This window comes from Peribacillus sp. NPDC046944, assembly GCF_050272735.1.
Lineage (GTDB): Bacteria > Bacillota > Bacilli > Bacillales > DSM-1321 > Peribacillus.
The window spans coordinates 1-15,511 of sequence record NZ_JBNNML010000009.1 but is presented as its reverse complement, the minus strand read 5'-3'; the positions used below and the strand labels follow the sequence as shown (position 1 = coordinate 15,511).

18 protein-coding genes and 1 pseudogene are annotated in these 15,511 nt (G+C 38.7%); 18 read left to right on the top strand and 1 reads right to left on the bottom strand.

Features of this window, described 5'->3' with window-relative positions; translation table 11 throughout:
• Positions 1–31 precede the first annotated feature (31 nt).
• The 15 genes from ACQKIC_RS16030 to ACQKIC_RS15960 all read left to right on the top strand — a co-directional run bounded on the left by ACQKIC_RS16030 (position 32) and on the right by ACQKIC_RS15960 (position 12,146).
• On the top strand, positions 32–1,204 hold the full coding sequence (locus ACQKIC_RS16030) for a thiolase family protein (RefSeq protein WP_427592012.1): 1,173 nt from the start codon (positions 32–34) through the stop codon (positions 1,202–1,204).
• Positions 1,205–1,309: 105 nt separating this feature from the next.
• A complete protein-coding gene (locus ACQKIC_RS16025; RefSeq protein ID WP_427592000.1) occupies positions 1,310–2,458 on the top strand; it encodes an acyl-CoA dehydrogenase family protein in 1,149 nt (382 codons plus the stop codon).
• Between the two features lie 164 nt (positions 2,459–2,622).
• Positions 2,623–3,027 carry a PaaI family thioesterase gene (locus ACQKIC_RS16020; RefSeq protein ID WP_427592001.1) on the top strand — a complete coding sequence of 135 codons (405 nt, stop codon included), beginning with the start codon at positions 2,623–2,625 and terminating at the stop codon, positions 3,025–3,027.
• Positions 3,028–3,069: 42 nt separating this feature from the next.
• Positions 3,070–4,683, top strand: coding sequence for a long-chain-fatty-acid--CoA ligase (locus tag ACQKIC_RS16015; protein WP_427592002.1), 1,614 nt, complete (start codon positions 3,070–3,072; stop codon positions 4,681–4,683).
• 290 nt (positions 4,684–4,973) lie between these two features.
• Complete coding sequence (gene pssA / locus ACQKIC_RS16010; RefSeq protein ID WP_402991926.1) at positions 4,974–5,720, top strand: CDP-diacylglycerol--serine O-phosphatidyltransferase; 747 nt, start codon at positions 4,974–4,976, stop codon at positions 5,718–5,720.
• Positions 5,721–5,927: 207 nt separating this feature from the next.
• Positions 5,928–6,188: a metal-sensitive transcriptional regulator gene (locus ACQKIC_RS16005; RefSeq protein WP_402875404.1), complete on the top strand. Its 261-nt coding sequence runs from the start codon at positions 5,928–5,930 to the stop codon at positions 6,186–6,188.
• A gap of 162 nt (positions 6,189–6,350) precedes the next feature.
• A complete protein-coding gene (locus ACQKIC_RS16000; protein WP_402991923.1) occupies positions 6,351–6,830 on the top strand; it encodes a DsrE/DsrF/DrsH-like family protein in 480 nt (159 codons plus the stop codon).
• A 47-nt stretch (positions 6,831–6,877) separates the two neighbouring features.
• Complete coding sequence (locus tag ACQKIC_RS15995; RefSeq protein WP_427592013.1) at positions 6,878–7,216, top strand: rhodanese-like domain-containing protein; 339 nt, start codon at positions 6,878–6,880, stop codon at positions 7,214–7,216.
• Between the two features lie 19 nt (positions 7,217–7,235).
• Positions 7,236–7,532, top strand: a complete 297-nt coding sequence (locus ACQKIC_RS15990; RefSeq protein ID WP_402991920.1) for a rhodanese-like domain-containing protein — start codon at positions 7,236–7,238, stop codon at positions 7,530–7,532.
• Between the two features lie 52 nt (positions 7,533–7,584).
• Entirely contained in the window at positions 7,585–8,154 is a 570-nt protein-coding gene (locus tag ACQKIC_RS15985; protein ID WP_402991917.1) for a sulfurtransferase TusA family protein, read from the top strand.
• A 33-nt stretch (positions 8,155–8,187) separates the two neighbouring features.
• Positions 8,188–8,583, top strand: coding sequence for a DsrE/DsrF/DrsH-like family protein (locus ACQKIC_RS15980; RefSeq protein WP_402991914.1), 396 nt, complete (start codon positions 8,188–8,190; stop codon positions 8,581–8,583).
• 55 nt (positions 8,584–8,638) lie between these two features.
• On the top strand, positions 8,639–9,766 hold the full coding sequence (locus ACQKIC_RS15975; RefSeq protein WP_427592003.1) for an MBL fold metallo-hydrolase: 1,128 nt from the start codon (positions 8,639–8,641) through the stop codon (positions 9,764–9,766).
• Positions 9,767–9,806: 40 nt separating this feature from the next.
• The gene (locus tag ACQKIC_RS15970) at positions 9,807–10,034 is read left to right on the top strand and encodes a sulfurtransferase TusA family protein (protein WP_402967135.1); all 228 of its coding nucleotides are present in this window, start codon (positions 9,807–9,809) and stop codon (positions 10,032–10,034) included.
• 50 nt (positions 10,035–10,084) lie between these two features.
• The gene (locus tag ACQKIC_RS15965) at positions 10,085–10,864 is read left to right on the top strand and encodes a sulfite exporter TauE/SafE family protein (RefSeq protein ID WP_427592004.1); all 780 of its coding nucleotides are present in this window, start codon (positions 10,085–10,087) and stop codon (positions 10,862–10,864) included.
• 772 nt (positions 10,865–11,636) lie between these two features.
• Entirely contained in the window at positions 11,637–12,146 is a 510-nt protein-coding gene (locus ACQKIC_RS15960; protein WP_427592005.1) for a phosphoribosylanthranilate isomerase, read from the top strand.
• Between the two features lie 651 nt (positions 12,147–12,797).
• Here the strand turns inward: ACQKIC_RS15960 and ACQKIC_RS15955 are convergent.
• On the bottom strand, positions 12,798–14,048 hold the full coding sequence (locus tag ACQKIC_RS15955) for a hypothetical protein (protein ID WP_427592006.1): 1,251 nt from the start codon (positions 14,046–14,048) through the stop codon (positions 12,798–12,800).
• A gap of 134 nt (positions 14,049–14,182) precedes the next feature.
• On the opposite strand from ACQKIC_RS15955, the gene ACQKIC_RS15950 reads away from it, so the two are divergent.
• The 3 genes and pseudogenes from ACQKIC_RS15950 to ACQKIC_RS15940 form a co-directional block, all read left to right on the top strand.
• On the top strand, positions 14,183–14,362 hold the full coding sequence (locus ACQKIC_RS15950; protein WP_427592007.1) for a hypothetical protein: 180 nt from the start codon (positions 14,183–14,185) through the stop codon (positions 14,360–14,362).
• Positions 14,363–14,498: 136 nt separating this feature from the next.
• Positions 14,499–14,936, top strand: a complete 438-nt coding sequence (locus ACQKIC_RS15945; RefSeq protein WP_427668694.1) for an NPCBM/NEW2 domain-containing protein — start codon at positions 14,499–14,501, stop codon at positions 14,934–14,936.
• A 425-nt stretch (positions 14,937–15,361) separates the two neighbouring features.
• Positions 15,362–15,511, top strand: a pseudogene (locus tag ACQKIC_RS15940) (IS5/IS1182 family transposase); the annotation flags it as partial.

The following is a 15,511-nucleotide window of genomic DNA, read 5'->3' as shown; positions in this document are numbered from 1 at the left end:
AAAAGGAGCGGATGAGGAAATGAATACAGATGTGAATAGAGAGGCTGTCATTGTTTCAGCAGTAAGAACGGCGATTGGGAAGCAAGGGGGCGCACTAGCGACAGTACCCGCACACGTATTTGGGGCAGAAGTGGTAAAAGAGGCATTGAAACGCGCAAATGTAGCTCCTGAAATGGTGGAAGATGTCATCATGGGGAATGTTTTAAGCGGAGGTGGCAATATCGCTCGATTAACCGCCCTTCAAACCGGTCTTTCCATGCAATTACCGGGTTTAACAGTCGATCGCCAATGTGGATCAGGCATCAATGCGGTCAATTTGGCTGCACAAGCCATCTGGGCGGGTGATGGAGATGTTTATATCGCAGGAGGAGTGGAAAGCATGAGCCGGGCTCCTTATCTGATGGATCGCCCTGAAAAACCATATAGCTCTTCACCACCAGATTTCAGGAAATCTCAGTTATCTCCAAAAGAGGTAGGCAATCCGCCAATGGGAATTACCGCTGAAAATTTAGTCGCAAAATATAAGATCAGCCGGGAAGAACAAGATGAGTTCGCCATTGAGAGCCAGAAAAAGATGGCGAGAGCGATGGAAGAGGGACGCTTTACTGAACAAATTGTTTCAGTGAATATCCCGGTTCGAAAAGGAGAGCCAGTAGAATTCAAAGTAGATGAACATCCACGTCCGCAAGTAACCAAAGAAGCGCTAGCGAAACTTCCTCCTGCATTCCTTGAAGGTGGCTCCGTAACGGCCGGAAACAGTTCGGGTTTAAATGATGCGGCGTCTGCTCTTGTCATTATGTCTAGGGAGAAAGCAGATGAATTGGGAATTAAACCTCTAGCGGTGGTTAGAGCACACGCGGTTGCTGGTGTCGATCCCAACATCATGGGAATCGGACCGGTTCCAGCAGTAAGAAAGGTCATGGAAAAGTCAGGGCTCTCGCTAAAAGATATGGATATTATCGAAATTAATGAGGCTTTTGCCTCGCAAGTAATTGCCTGTAATCGGGAACTGGAAATGGATCTAGCCAAAGTGAATGTGAATGGAGGGGCCATTTCTCATGGACATCCGCTTGGTGCCACAGGTGCAATTCTGATCACGAAAGCGGCCCATGAATTGAAACGATCTGAAGGTAGATATGCTCTCATTACGGCGTGCATTGGTGGTGGGCAAGGAATTGCCACAATCATAGAACGGGAAGGTTGATTTTTCTTATACTTGGAAGGAAATTCACTAGAATTTTTTAATAGAATTGTTCCATTTGCGAATCAGAAGAATTAAAAAAATCCACTATTAGGAGGCATATGAATTATGACCATTACTTTAACGAAAGAAATGGAACAAATGAAAGCAATGATTCGGAATTTTGTTGAAAAGGAAGTAGAGCCTCTAGCCCAACAAATTGAAGAAGAGGATCTCATCCCACAACATCTTGTTGAAATGTCCAAAGAACTTGGATTATTCGGGATTAGCATCCCGGAACAATACGGTGGAATTGGCTTGAATACAGTAGAAAAGGCGACTGTATTAGAGCAGTTAGGCAGAACGCACAATGGGTTTGTTTCGTTAATAAGTGCTCATACCGGTATTGGAAGCACGGGCCTGGTAAAGCTTGCATCTGAACAGTTGAAAAATAAATATCTGCCTGAAATGGCGGCGGGTAATAAAATAGCCGCTTTCGCTTTATCCGAACCTGGTGCAGGTTCGGATGCGACCAATTTGGCGACGACAGCAGAGAAAAAGGGCGATTATTGGGTGATGAATGGTACAAAGCATTTCATCACCAATGGACCGATTGCTGATGTTTACACAGTTTTTGCGTTAACGGATAAAGATAAGGGGGCCAAAGGCGGGATCACTGCCTTTTTGGTGGAAAGAAAATTCCCTGGGGTCACTGTCGGTAAAAAGGACAAGAAAATGGGATTAAGAGGTTCGTATACATCTCAGGTCATTTTTGAAAATTGTATCATTCCTGAAGAAAATGTCATTGGTGAAGTGGGCATGGGGTATATATCAGCTCTTAGAATATTAGGGGAAGGCCGTGTCGGACTTGCCGCAAGGGCGGTAGGATCATGCGGCAAATTAATCGAGCTATCTACCAAATATGCAAAAGAGCGGATTCAATTCGGTAAAACAATTGCAGATAATCAAGCCATACAATGGATGCTAGCGGACATGGCAACAGAAACAGAAGCCGCAAAGGCCTTGACAATGATGGCAGCACAAAAGATTGATGAGGGGAAAAAGGTGATCAAAGAAGCCTCCATGGCTAAACTGTTCGCTTCCGATGTTTTTAATAGAGTAGCGGATAAAGCGGTTCAAATTCACGGGGGTATGGGGTATATGGCAGAATATCCAGTGGAACGCTTTTATCGTGATGCTCGCATTACAAAGATCTATGAAGGAACAAACGAAGTTCAACGGCTCATCATTGCCAGAAATATATTGGATGAGTATTGATTCGTGTTTTTTAGAATCAAGTAATGTAAGAGCGCATACAATCAGGACTGCATCTCAGGAAAGGGAGCTGGACAGTTCTACGGGAATCTGTCTAGTTCCAAACGTGGAAGGTAATAGGATTTTGTTTTTTGATGAAGCGGAGATCATGAGGGGGAAAGTGAAAATTGACTACTAATGTGGAGGATATTCGCAACCAATTCGAGAGCAGTCCATTCTTTGCATATATTGGATTTGAAATCATTCGATTTGAAGAAGGAAATGTCCGTCTGAAATTAAATATCGAGGAACATATGCTTAATGTAAATGGAACGCTGCATGGGGGTATTCATGCGACCATGCTTGACACCATTCTTGGGATAGTGATACGTTCTCTGACTAAAGCACGTGTTGTGACGACGAGCTTAACTGTTCATTATCTCGGCAGCCTGTCAGCAGGAGAAATATTTGCGGAAGCCAAGGTTCTTCAGCAGGGATACAAAACCGCTTTTGCAGAAGGAGAAATTAAAGATTCCGCTGGAAATCTCATTGCAAAAGGTACGGGGGTATTCAAATTGATTCGAGATGAATGAAAATAGTGATTGGCGGTGGAAAAAGAAGAAGGAGTGAAGCCGATGAATAGAGTGTGGCAGAAATCTTATCCGGAAGATACCCCCTTTGAGGTAGAAATTCCTTTAATGTCTCTATACGAAATATTGGACCATTCGGCACGACAATACCCATCCACCAAAGCTGTTATTGATGGAGAAAGGGAACTTTCTTATTTGGAATTGAAGAGAAAAATTGATTGTTTTGCAGGTTCATTAAACAAGTGGGGATTTAAAAAAGAGGATAGAATCGCATTGATGTTACCCAATTGTATAGAATACATCATTGCCTATTATGCTATCCACCGTTTGGGAGGCGTGGTGGTACAAGTGAACCCGATGTTTAAGGCAAATGAACTAGCCTATATATTACGGGATTCCAATGCCACATGGTTGATTGGAAATGATGAACAAAAGAAAAAGATAGTGCAAACTGGTTTGGCAGATAGGCTCACGATTATTTCAGCAAATAAATTGCAGGAAGACAGCTACTATTCATGGATAGCAGAAGAGGAAAATGAACTCCCTGAGCTGGATATTAATCCAAAAGAAGATATTGCGTTACTTCAATATACAGGAGGAACCACAGGAAGAGCCAAAGGGGTCATGCTCACTCATTTCAACCTGATTGCCAATGTCATACAAGATTTTACCTATACAGCAAACGCCCTTCAACTGCAAAAACCGGGTGAGCGTATGCTTGGATTGACGCCACTGTTTCATGTATTCGGTAATGGCAGGATGAACAGTGCCGTTTATGCGGGAGCAACGTACATCACTCTAGAGAGATTTGAAATAAACAAGGTCGTCGATTTGATTAGAAAACATAGACCGACCATTTTTCCAGGTGTTCCTACCATGTATATCGCTTTACTAAATCATCCGGATTTGACAGCGCAAGATCTCAGCAGTTTTAAATACTGCAGCTGTGGCTCGGCGCCCCTTCCAGTGGAAGTTATCCATCAATTTGAGCGTAAATTCGGTGTGTCAATATCAGAAGGCTTTGGCATGTCGGAAACTTCACCTACCACCCATCGAAACCCAGTAAAAGGTCAAAGAAAGATAGGAAGCATTGGTATTCCCTATCCTAACACTGATGCCAAAATCGTCGATATCGAAACGGGGAAAGCGGTGCTGCCGTACCATCAGGCAGGGGAACTAATCATTAAGGGTCCACAGGTGATGAAGGGGTATTGGGGAAATCTAGAGGAAACTTCAATGGCATTAAGGGAGGGTTGGTTATATACCGGAGACATAGCCACAATGAATGAAGAAGGGTATTTCTTTATTGTGGGCAGGAAAAAAGAGCTAATCATTGCAAGCGGCTATAATATTTATCCGATTGAAGTAGAGGAAGTCATTTATCAGCATCCCGGAGTGGAAGAAGCTTGCGTATTTGGCATTCCGGATACCTATCGCGGGGAAACCGTCAAAGCTATAATCGTGCTAAAGAAAGGGGTAATTGCAACAGAACAGGATATCATAAAGTTCTGCAATGAACGTTTGGCTAATTATAAGGTTCCACGAGTGATAGAGTTTAGGGAACTTATGCCGAAGTCAGCGGTCGGGAAAATTTTACGACGGGTTTTGGTTGAGGAAGAAGGCAAGAGGACAAATAGTTTAAGGACTTATCGTCGATAGGCCTTTACACTTTCCGCACGATTCACAATCCTGAAAAATCTTGGTCAGTTCTACATATTCTACATTAAGGACAAGACGATGTTCATCATTGTTTATGTCCTATTTTTTATTACTAAGAATATATTTAAGAATAGTGCCTGGAAACCTATAATTGGGAATAGAGGGACTTGTAAATATAATCTTAGCCATAATACTGGTATGAAGTTATAATTAGAGGAGAACAAGTTAAGCTTTTTCAAATCAATGTAAAAGCAAAGGAAAGTTTAATTTAGGAATTAAGGAAGTGTAGGATGAAAAAACATATACCTAATATGCTGACTTTGGGAAATTTATTATGTGGGTTCTTATCGATAGGATGTATTATTACTGGTGATCTTAGAAATGCGACAATATTGATCTTTATCGCGTTAATGCTGGATGCATTGGATGGCAGGGTAGCAAGGATCCTTGGGGTATCTAATGAAATGGGGAAAGAATTGGATTCACTTGCCGATATCGTATCTTTTGGAGTAGCCCCCGCCTTTTTAGCCATACATACATATTTCAACGACTTTGGACAAGTTGGGATGCTAATCGCCAGTTTGTTCCCTCTATTCGGTGCATACCGATTAGCTCGTTTCAACATTACCGACCAAGCGGAATCTGTAAAATACTTTAAAGGGGTTCCCATCACATTAGCAGGCGGAATTGTGGCTTTCTTCGTCTTGTTTTCCGGGTCCGTACCATTATGGATATTTATTATCCTATATTATGGACTGTGTATATTGATGGTAAGTACAATGAAAATCCCAAGCTTTAAAAAAGTTGGCAGACCGAAGAATAGTGTTCTTATTACCTTGTTTTTATTCTATTCATTTTATTTAGTGGCTAAATCTAAATTTGAATCTGTGCCGATATCTTTCTATATTGCTTTAGGAACCTATATATTGTTAATTGTGGTGAGATATATAAAAGAAAAAGAACCCAAATTCCCAAACAAAAAGAAAGTTAAAAAGCAGAAAATCAAAGTGATTCGTAAGAAAAGGATGAAACAATAAAAAGGCGCTGTCCCAAAAGGCATGGATAATGACTTCTGGGGTAGCCCTTTTTTTGATTAATAGAAACCGTCTTGTCCTTAGTTTTTGTTCGAAATAAAAGTGGATTAACTTGGCTTGACAATATACCCCTATAGGTATATTATTGGGATATAAATTGTTCCACAGGTTCTTTGTTTGTCTATATAGATAGGTGGGTGGGTATAGATCATGGAATACGATAAAAGCGTCATCAATCGGTTAAGACGAATTGAAGGTCAAATTAAAGGTGTGCTAGGCATGATGGAACAAGGTAAGGACTGTAGAGATATCGTCACTCAGTTATCAGCAGCTCGAAATGCCATTGATAGGACGATGGGAGTCATTGTTAGCGCAAATCTTGAACAATGTGTGAGGGAGAATGTCATGAAAGGCGAAGATACAGATAGCCTTGTCAAAGAAGCTGTTGAATTACTAATTAAAAGTAGATAATATTGTCCAATAAATAACACAATTATATAGACTGGCCAGCTCTCCAAGTGGGTTGACTACTATTATTTTTTAGCTTATTATATACCCCTGGGTGTATAATGGAATAAAGGTAACTTTTAAAAAATACCCAATAGGGTAATTTAAATTCAGGGGGAAATACTAATGACAGAACAGAAAAAAACGACGATCATTTTATTTAGTGGAGACTACGATAAGGCAATGGCTGCTTACATTATTGCGAATGGAGCGGCGGCTTACGATCATGAAGTGACCATTTTCCATACATTCTGGGGGTTGAATGCATTACGAAAAGATGAGCCATTGACACTGAAAAAAGGCTTCCTTGAAAAGATGTTTGGCAAAATGATGCCGCGTGGTGCAGATAAAATGGGATTATCCAACATGAACTTTGCAGGCATGGGTCCTAAAATGATCAAGCATGTCATGAAAAAGCATAATGCCATGTCCCTCCCCAGTTTAATTGAAATGGCCCAAGAACAAGAAGTGAAACTAATCGCTTGTACAATGACCATGGATTTACTGGGCTTGCAGCAAGAGGAATTACTAGAAGGCATTGAATATGCGGGTGTGGCTGCTTATTTAGCTGACGCAGAAGATGGTAACGTCAACTTATTTATCTAAGGTAAGGGAGGAATCAAGCTATATTGGGTACACTATTAAATATCCTCATGATTGCTGTAATTGTCTGGTTCTTGTATCAACGATTTATTCCGGCAAAAGGGATTAAACAGATTACTACGATGGAATTAAGCACTCAATTGAATAATAAAAATAAGCAATATATTGATGTCCGGACGCCTAATGAGTTTAGGGGAAACCATATCAAGGGATTTAAAAACATTCCCTTATTCGAACTGCAAAATAGAGTGAAAGAACTCTCTAAAGACCAAGAAGTTTTCGTGATCTGCCAAAGTGGTATGAGAAGCAGTAAGGCAAGTAAGTTATTGAAAAAAATGGGATTCAAAGAAATCACGAATGTTAAAGGCGGAATGAGTGCTTGGCACTAATAAAAGGAGGAAGTCTGCTATGAAGGAAATTTCAACACAGGAAGTCGAAACTCTTTTAAATCAAAAGGCACCAGTGAATATTATCGATGTACGTGAAGTGGATGAAGTGAAAACGGGGAAAATCCCGACTGCCATGCATATACCTTTAGGACTAATAGAATTCAAGATGCAAGATCTGGACAAGTCAAAAGAATATATCATGGTCTGCCGCTCTGGTGGAAGAAGTTCAAAGGCGGTAAAACTACTTGAAGATCATGGGTACCAAGTAATCAATATGACAGGCGGAATGCTTGCCTGGAACGGACCAACCGCGTAATTTTTTTGAATAGTTAAATACCCCATGCAGTATAAATTGAGGAGGAAGAAACATGATTAAAACAAATTCTGTTTTAGATGCAAGAGGATTAGCATGTCCGATGCCCATTGTCAAAACCAAAAAGGCTTTAAATGCCTTGGAGTCCGGTGAAGTATTGGAAGTCCAAGCAACGGATAAAGGTTCAACGGCCGACATGAAAGCTTGGGCAGAGAGTACAGGTCATCAATATTTAGGTACAGTCGAAGAAGGAACTGTTCTGAAACATTACCTTCGTAAGTCAAGCGGAGAAGAAAGTATGGAAAAGAGACACCCGAACGTTGTTTCGAATGAGGAGCTTCAACAAAAAATAGAGGCAAATCCAAATATTGTTGTGTTGGATGTAAGAGAATCGGCAGAATATGCTTTTGAACACATTCCAACGGCGAAATCCCTTCCCCTGGGTGATTTGGATGGCAGTCTAAGTGAACTGGATAAAGAATCCGAGATATACGTGATTTGCCGTACTGGGAGCAGGAGTGACCTAGCTGCACAAAAACTTACAGAATCAGGATTTAAACAAGTAATCAATGTCATGCCTGGCATGAGCCAATGGAATGGTCCGACAGAAAAATCAGTGAATTAATAAAAAACTACTACTAATATGGAGGAATGAAGGATGACTAAAAAGGTAGCAATCATCGCTAGTAACGGTGGATTATTTGACGCATATAAAGTTTTTAATATTGCCACAGCAGCGGCAGCAACAGATCAAAAGGTTGCCATTTTCTTCACATTTGAAGGATTAAACTTAATCCACAAGGAAGGCAATAAACAACTTCCGATGCCAGAAGGCAAAGAACATTTTGCGGAAGGATTTGCAAAGGCCAATGTACCGGCCATTCCAGAATTACTTGCTATGGCCCAAGAATTAGGCGTTACATTTATCGGATGCCAAATGACAATGGATGTTATGGGACTAGTGAAAGAAGACTTCGTTGACGGAATTGAAGTCGGCGGCGCTGTAACCTTCTTGGAATTCGCTAAAGATGCGGATGTTACTTTAACATTTTAATAGCTAAAAAAAAGAAAAAAATTTGAAATGGAATATACTATAGGGGGTATATAGAATGCCATACAATGAAATGACAGCTAAAGAAGTGGCAAAGAAAGTAATCAATAAAGATGAGCTATTTATCTTTGACGTTCGTAATGAAAATGATTTTAACGATTGGAAAATTGAAGGAGCGGGTTTCGACTACTTTAATATGCCGTACTTCGAATTGCTAGATGGTGTGGATGAAGTCATGGATAAAATCCCTGCCCATAAGGAAGTTTTGGTGGTATGTGCAAAAGAAGGTTCATCCGTTATGGTAGCGGAAATGCTATCTGATGCAGGGTTAACGGTTTCTTACTTAAAGGGCGGGATGAAAGCTTGGAGTGAACACTTAGAGCCATTGAAAATTGGCGATTTGAATGATGGTGGGGAAATCTATCAATTTGTCCGTCTTGGAAAAGGATGCTTGTCATACATGGTCGTTTCCAATGGAGAAGCAGCCATTATTGACTCCACCAGGATGATTGATACCTACCTTGATTTTGCAGAAAGTATCGGTGCAAAGATCACACAAGTATTGGATACACACTTACACGCTGACCATATTTCAGGTGGTCGACAAATTGCAGAAAGCACGAATGCAACGTATTGGTTGCCACCAAAAGATGCTACGGAAGTGGTTTTTGAATATGAGCCTTTAGAGAATGGTAAGGTGGTTAAAATCGGTCACACGGCTATTGAAATCCAAGCTTTATATTCTCCAGGACATACAATTGGTTCGACTTCATTTGTTGTCGATGAAAAATACCTTTTGACTGGGGACATTCTATTCATCGATTCCATCGGTAGACCGGATCTAGCTGGATTGGCGGAGGATTGGGTTGGCGACTTGAGAGAAACCCTTTATACACGTTACAAAGAACTGTCAGACGAGTTGATCGTCTTGCCATCTCATTTCATGATCATTGAAGAATTGAACGGAGACGGCAGTGTCGCTAAGAAATTAGGATCTTTATTTGAAGAAAATCATGGCTTGAATATTGCTGACGAAACGGAATTCAGAGAGATGGTAACGGGAAACCTACCTCCACAACCGAATGCATACCAAGAAATCCGTCAAACGAACATGGGGAAAATCACGCCTGATGAAGAAAAACAACGTGAAATGGAAATTGGACCGAATCGTTGCGCGGTACGCTAAAACATCATAAAAAAACTACGAATAGAGGAGACTTATCATGATGAAATCAGAAAAGGTATTAGATGCTAAGGGCTTGGCTTGTCCAATGCCGATCGTAAAAACAAAGAAAGCGATGAATGAATTGGAATCCGGTCAAGTACTGGAAATACACGTAACAGATAAAGGCGCGAAAGCAGATTTAGCAGCTTGGTCAAAATCAGGTGGACATGAGCTAATTGAAACGACAGAAGATAATGGCGTGTTGAAATTCTGGATTAGAAAAGGCTGATCAAGATAAGGGGACCAATTAGGTTCCCTTCTTCTAAAGGAGAGATTGACATGGACATTACTTTTATCATAACCATATTTTTAATTGGTTTCATTGGCTCATATATTTCAGGAATGCTTGGCATAGGCGGGTCGATCATCAAGTACCCGATGCTTTTATACATCCCGCCGATCTTTGGTTTAGCGGCATTCAGTGCCCACGAAGTTTCAGGGATTAGCGCCGTACAGGTATTATTTGCCTCCATCGGCGGTGTATGGGCTTACCGAAAAGGCGGATATTTAAACAAGCCGCTGATCCTTTACATGGGTATCAGCGTATTGATAGGAAGTGTAATCGGAAGTTTCGGATCGGAATCGATGTCGGAAGACGGTATCAATATCGTCTATGGCCTGCTTGCTTTAATAGCAGCGGTGATGATGTTCATACCGAAAAAAGGAATCGATGACATCCCGTTGGACCAAGTCAAATTTAATAAGTGGTTAGCTGCAACGCTTGCACTGATTGTCGGTTTGGGTTCCGGGATTGTCGGGGCGGCCGGGGGCTTCTTACTTGTTCCGATTATGCTCGTTGTCCTGAAAATACCGACGAGGGTAACCATTGCCTCTTCACTAGCCATTACCTTCATTTCCTCCATTGGGGCAACAGTCGGCAAGGTCTCTACAGGCCAAGTTGACTATTATCCAGCGATCATCATGGTAGTTGCAAGTATCATCGCAGCCCCACTTGGTGCAATGGCAGGGAAAAAAATGAACACAAAAATCCTTCAAGTTATATTGGCATTATTAATATTAGCAACAGCGGTGAAAATCTGGTTGGGGATTTTAATGTAGGGTTGATTAGGCCTCTACCTTGACAGGGTTGGGGTCGGGGGTTCGAATCCCTCACAGGTCATCAAATTAAAAAGGATGAAACTCTTGATATACCAAGGGTTTTAGCCTTTTTTTCTATTCATTAACTTCATGAATTTTGTTGAATTCTCTAAAAATGGTGGCGCTTTGGTGGCGGATAGTAAATTATCATAAAGTATTATAGGAGACTCAATGCCATCTTTACATTGAATGCTTTATCTAATTGGTTCTTTATTGCCGTCATATTTTACTGCTTTATAGGTATCACCAGGTATTAGTTGAAATATTATTGAGGTACCTAACCGTCATAATGAAGTTTTTTTTTTTACATTTTACACTAAGTTCCTAAGTGTATTCTTTAATATAAATACATTGGAACTAAGAGGACGGAAAATTTTATATAGAAGTTGGCTGTTTCTCGAAAAATTACTACAGCTCTAACCTAATGCTGGAGGTTTTTTCCCGTTTGCAGTAGTAGGTAATATACCATATGTTTTCTCTATGGATGGCTTTTATCTAACAGAATGTGATGGAAATTACCTCCCATTGTGGATGAGAAAAATTAAAGCATTTCCACTTTATTTTTGTGCTGAAGTTACTTCTTATTGGAAGGCTCTTTTCGCAAAGATTGTGGCTTTTACAAAGAAAAGGAAAATTTACTTTTTATGCTATGATATAAACAAGAAGTTGTTCAGCTAAAAGGCTGTTTAATCAATAAAAATCATAAAAACCTGAGAAAAAAACGGAGGGTTATATGGATAATCACAAGTTTAATGAGTTTATTAAAATCGCAAAAAAGTTAAATGATATTGAAATTATTCCATTGTTAATGGGGTCGGTTGGTTTAGAGGTCATTACAGGAAAGAGGTGGGATGCACAAGACTTAGATATTCATATACCTGGTGATAAAAAAGGATGGGAAGTGCCACCCGAATTAAATATACATAACTGGAATGATATAGTGAACATTATGAACTCAATGGAATATAGCTTGATTGATTTTCATACGTTCTATAAAGAGGCATTATCAGTTGAGTTTGGTATTATTGATACTTTACCAAGTTTTGCAGGAATACCTTTAGAGAATTTAGAAATACATCAACTGGGAAAGTTAAGGTATTATTTACTAAATCCAGAGCAATATTTAAGTGTTTATGAATCTTCGTCCAAGGATAGTTATCGAGCAGACAACAATAATAATAAAGATATTGAAAAAATAGATTTCTTGAAAAGAATGATATATGACCACCCAGAATCTAACTAATTTTGTTTACAAGGGTCGTTAACAAAATAAAGAAATTTAATATCAGTTATATATATTAAACTAACCAATATTTTGTTGCTGAAATCCAGAATGAAAAGCAGTTTCAGGAGATTTTCACTTTCTATATTACTCTTGGTAGCGGGAATGATTTAGTTTTATGGTTCAAAAATAAAGATGTATTTAGTGTAGAACAAAGAGAATGGAAAGGAAATTGGGAAGGGAAAGTAGCGGAAACAATAGTGGTTAAAGTAGAAGTTGATACAAGTATTTTTTTTGGATTGGCTATGATGGAGATTACATTGTGGTTATCTGAAATCAATCAAATTCCTCAACATAAGTAAAAATAATCAAGACTTTTCCCGATTTTGTAGTTCCAAAGCTATATGAGTACGAGTAATTTTAAAAGGCTATGTTCGTATAATTTGTTGCTGAAGATGACATACGTTTATAATAATTGAACCTATTATTTCTCAAAGATTTTTCGATGTGGTTAGATATGTATGAACAATTCTCAGACCTTACCAAAGAAGAACAAATAAAGATTTTCTTAGCGATGATAGAAGATTTGTTTCCTGATTCTACAACTATTGTTCTTCGTTTCTGAATTTCAATAGTATAAGAGACAGCGTAATGTGCTGCCTCTTTCTACTATTAATATCTATCATCATCACATCGACATGGATAGCTATTACAACGATTACAACAACGACAATTAGCTTCTCCACATTCATTACAACATTCACATGGATAGGAGTTACAACGATTACAACAACGGCAATTTGCCTCTCCACACTCACGACAGCATTCACAAGGATAAGAGTTGCAGTTTCTGCAACAACGACAGGAAGGATGTCCACATTCATTACAAACCGATTCATAGTTATATTTGTCATCTTCATAATGTCTTTCATTTGTAGAACGACCTAAAATGTCATCTGCTTCTTTTACTCTCCAGGCAGGACCATCATTTCTGCGGTAATAATAGGCATCATCTTCAGCTTTTTTCTTTCTATCATATTCTTCTTCTTCTTGAAGTTTCGAGGCATGCCTTTGTTTCTCATAAAAAGATAATTCATCTTTATTTTCTGTGGTTTTTGGTTCCCGTCCTTCATCTGAAGCAGCAACCTCGGAATAGAAATTACGAGCGGGATTAGTATATGATTCTTCTGCTGTTCCGGTGTTCCCAGGAGAGGGAGGAGAATACGAAGAAGAATATCCAGAACGCTTATTAAACACTTTTGTATTTGTAAAATTTGATGTTTCTTTTTTGGTATTACTGATGGCGAAAACAAAAAGGAATAAAAGAGTTAAAAGATATTCCGTAAATGCTACATCTAAGATATCTACGGATTTCAGCAGGAAAACACCTAAGGAAGTAGATACTCCCACCTTCAAGACGTATGATACCGTATTTACTTTATTCCATAGAAAAGTTGTTGCTCCAAAGGCTGACAAGAAAGGTAAGGAATACAAAACGTTAGACGCGTCCGGATATTTGAAAAAGATTGCCATACATGCCGCTAACCCCATCGCTCCTGAAACAAACGATTCATAAAAAAAGAACCTAACCTTTTCCTTGCTGATGGATGATAATAAGTGAAATAAAATGAATAATCCACCAACGACTAATTCGTCACGATGGGCACCTGAAGGAAATTCAACCTGGTACGTTTGAAACAAAATGTAAGAAAGGACAAACCCCCATTGTGCTGCTGTTGAAAAAGTTATAAACAGTCGACTAAAAAAGGAGTTCTTAAATACAAAATAAAGAAAAATACTAAAAACTAATGCCACTTTAAATGTAATTCCAAAAGAATTCATTGAAAAATAGTATTGCAAAAACATACTAACTGTAAATCCTACAAATAAAATACGAATAAGTCCTACAAACAATGTAAACATAAATTCCCCCGCTTTCTTATATTATTATAGCATCCACCTACTTCATTGTATTTGATTAATGATATGGGTTTTAATCAGTTTTCAACAAAGATTTCAATTGACTCAAATTGGATCATGGAGATTATGGACAGACGGTGGTTGGTATATATGCCGATGATGTTCTTCTTTATGAAAAAGAATTCACAGAAAAAACGAAAGTCGCTTCTTTAAAATTACGTATTCCAAAAGGGACTAAAACTATAGAATTACATGTTAAACAACTCAAAGGGGCAAAAGGAAATCAAGGACTTTTGTTTATAAACCCCTCTATTTGAAAAAACAAGCGAAAAACCGTTAATTGTTCCTAAAACAGCATTACTCTCAAGTGTGGGTGCCATTAATACAAGGGGTAACTACTATACTAATAGTTGGGGAGGAGACTACTCGGCATTCCAATATAGCAACGGAAAGATGATAACTTCAGGTATTGGATTGAGTGCTAATGATACCATTGCGTATGCTACTTACAATAAATTAAACATGGGATTTAATACTTTTGAAACAACTTTATCAATAGATTCAGGATGGATTAATGGGGATTATGGCACATCAAGTGCCTATATATACGCCGATAACAAATTACTCTATTCCAAAAAAAAAAAGAACACCGATGTGAAAAATCTTACTCTTAGATTACCTAAAAACACAAAAAATGTAGAACTATTGATTCAACAAGAAGCAGGAGCAAAGGGCAAACATTTCGTTGTATTCGGGAATGCCAGATTTACCGTTCTTCCCGTTTCAACCAAGCCTTCAGCAAGCAAAGTATCTATAACTAACAACAAAAACAAATCTGATGTAATTATTGTTAGGTCATTAAGTAAAAAAAGATGTTGTTACGGTATATGATGTTAAAGGGAAGTAACTAGCTTCAGGAACTGAATAAAAAGATTCGGTTACGCTAAAAATAAATCAATTAGGTACAAAAAAAGGTAATGTCTATTTAACAAGGACTAGTTCGGTAAATTGATTAGCGACAAAACATTAGTAACATTTAAGGCAGTAACATTTAAGGCGGAAAAGAAATAATTATTGGTAGCATCTGTCATTGGAACAACTGCTTTTTTTATATTCCAAAAACATAAAGACAAAAGACGTGAAAAATTGAAACTCTTGATATATCTAGGGTTTCAGCCTTTTTTCTATTTTATAAAAAAAACGATACATTCATAATGAATGTATCGTCCAGACTGTAGACAAACTCGATGAAAATCGACTTTGCCTATAGTTTTTTTTGTTTTAAAATAGAAGTATTAAAACTTGGAGTGATGAGGATGCTTTCGAAACATAATTCTATTCAACGAGATCAACTTGAAAAGATTACATTGTATCAACTGGTGCCAGCGAACCATTTGGTTCGTAAAATTGAGGCGGCCATTGATTTCTCTTTCATTTATGATTTGGTGAAAGATATGTATTCTGAG

Excerpts from the sequence above, each read along its gene's own strand:
- ACQKIC_RS16025 (WP_427592000.1), top strand. The coding sequence starts at position 1,310 with ATGACCATTACTTTAACGAAAGAAATGGAACAAATGAAAGCAATGATT.
- ACQKIC_RS16015 (WP_427592002.1), top strand. The coding sequence starts at position 3,070 with ATGAATAGAGTGTGGCAGAAATCTTATCCGGAAGATACCCCCTTTGAG.
- pssA (WP_402991926.1), top strand. The coding sequence starts at position 4,974 with ATGAAAAAACATATACCTAATATGCTGACTTTGGGAAATTTATTATGT.
- ACQKIC_RS16005 (WP_402875404.1), top strand. The coding sequence starts at position 5,928 with ATGGAATACGATAAAAGCGTCATCAATCGGTTAAGACGAATTGAAGGT.
- ACQKIC_RS16000 (WP_402991923.1), top strand. The coding sequence starts at position 6,351 with ATGACAGAACAGAAAAAAACGACGATCATTTTATTTAGTGGAGACTAC.
- ACQKIC_RS15995 (WP_427592013.1), top strand. The coding sequence starts at position 6,878 with ATGATTGCTGTAATTGTCTGGTTCTTGTATCAACGATTTATTCCGGCA.
- ACQKIC_RS15990 (WP_402991920.1), top strand. The coding sequence starts at position 7,236 with ATGAAGGAAATTTCAACACAGGAAGTCGAAACTCTTTTAAATCAAAAG.
- ACQKIC_RS15985 (WP_402991917.1), top strand. The coding sequence starts at position 7,585 with ATGATTAAAACAAATTCTGTTTTAGATGCAAGAGGATTAGCATGTCCG.
- ACQKIC_RS15980 (WP_402991914.1), top strand. The coding sequence starts at position 8,188 with ATGACTAAAAAGGTAGCAATCATCGCTAGTAACGGTGGATTATTTGAC.
- ACQKIC_RS15975 (WP_427592003.1), top strand. The coding sequence starts at position 8,639 with ATGCCATACAATGAAATGACAGCTAAAGAAGTGGCAAAGAAAGTAATC.
- ACQKIC_RS15970 (WP_402967135.1), top strand. The coding sequence starts at position 9,807 with ATGAAATCAGAAAAGGTATTAGATGCTAAGGGCTTGGCTTGTCCAATG.
- ACQKIC_RS15965 (WP_427592004.1), top strand. The coding sequence starts at position 10,085 with ATGGACATTACTTTTATCATAACCATATTTTTAATTGGTTTCATTGGC.
- ACQKIC_RS15960 (WP_427592005.1), top strand. The coding sequence starts at position 11,637 with ATGGATAATCACAAGTTTAATGAGTTTATTAAAATCGCAAAAAAGTTA.
- ACQKIC_RS15955 (WP_427592006.1), bottom strand. The coding sequence starts at position 14,048 with ATGTTTACATTGTTTGTAGGACTTATTCGTATTTTATTTGTAGGATTT.
- ACQKIC_RS15945 (WP_427668694.1), top strand. The coding sequence starts at position 14,499 with ATGATAACTTCAGGTATTGGATTGAGTGCTAATGATACCATTGCGTAT.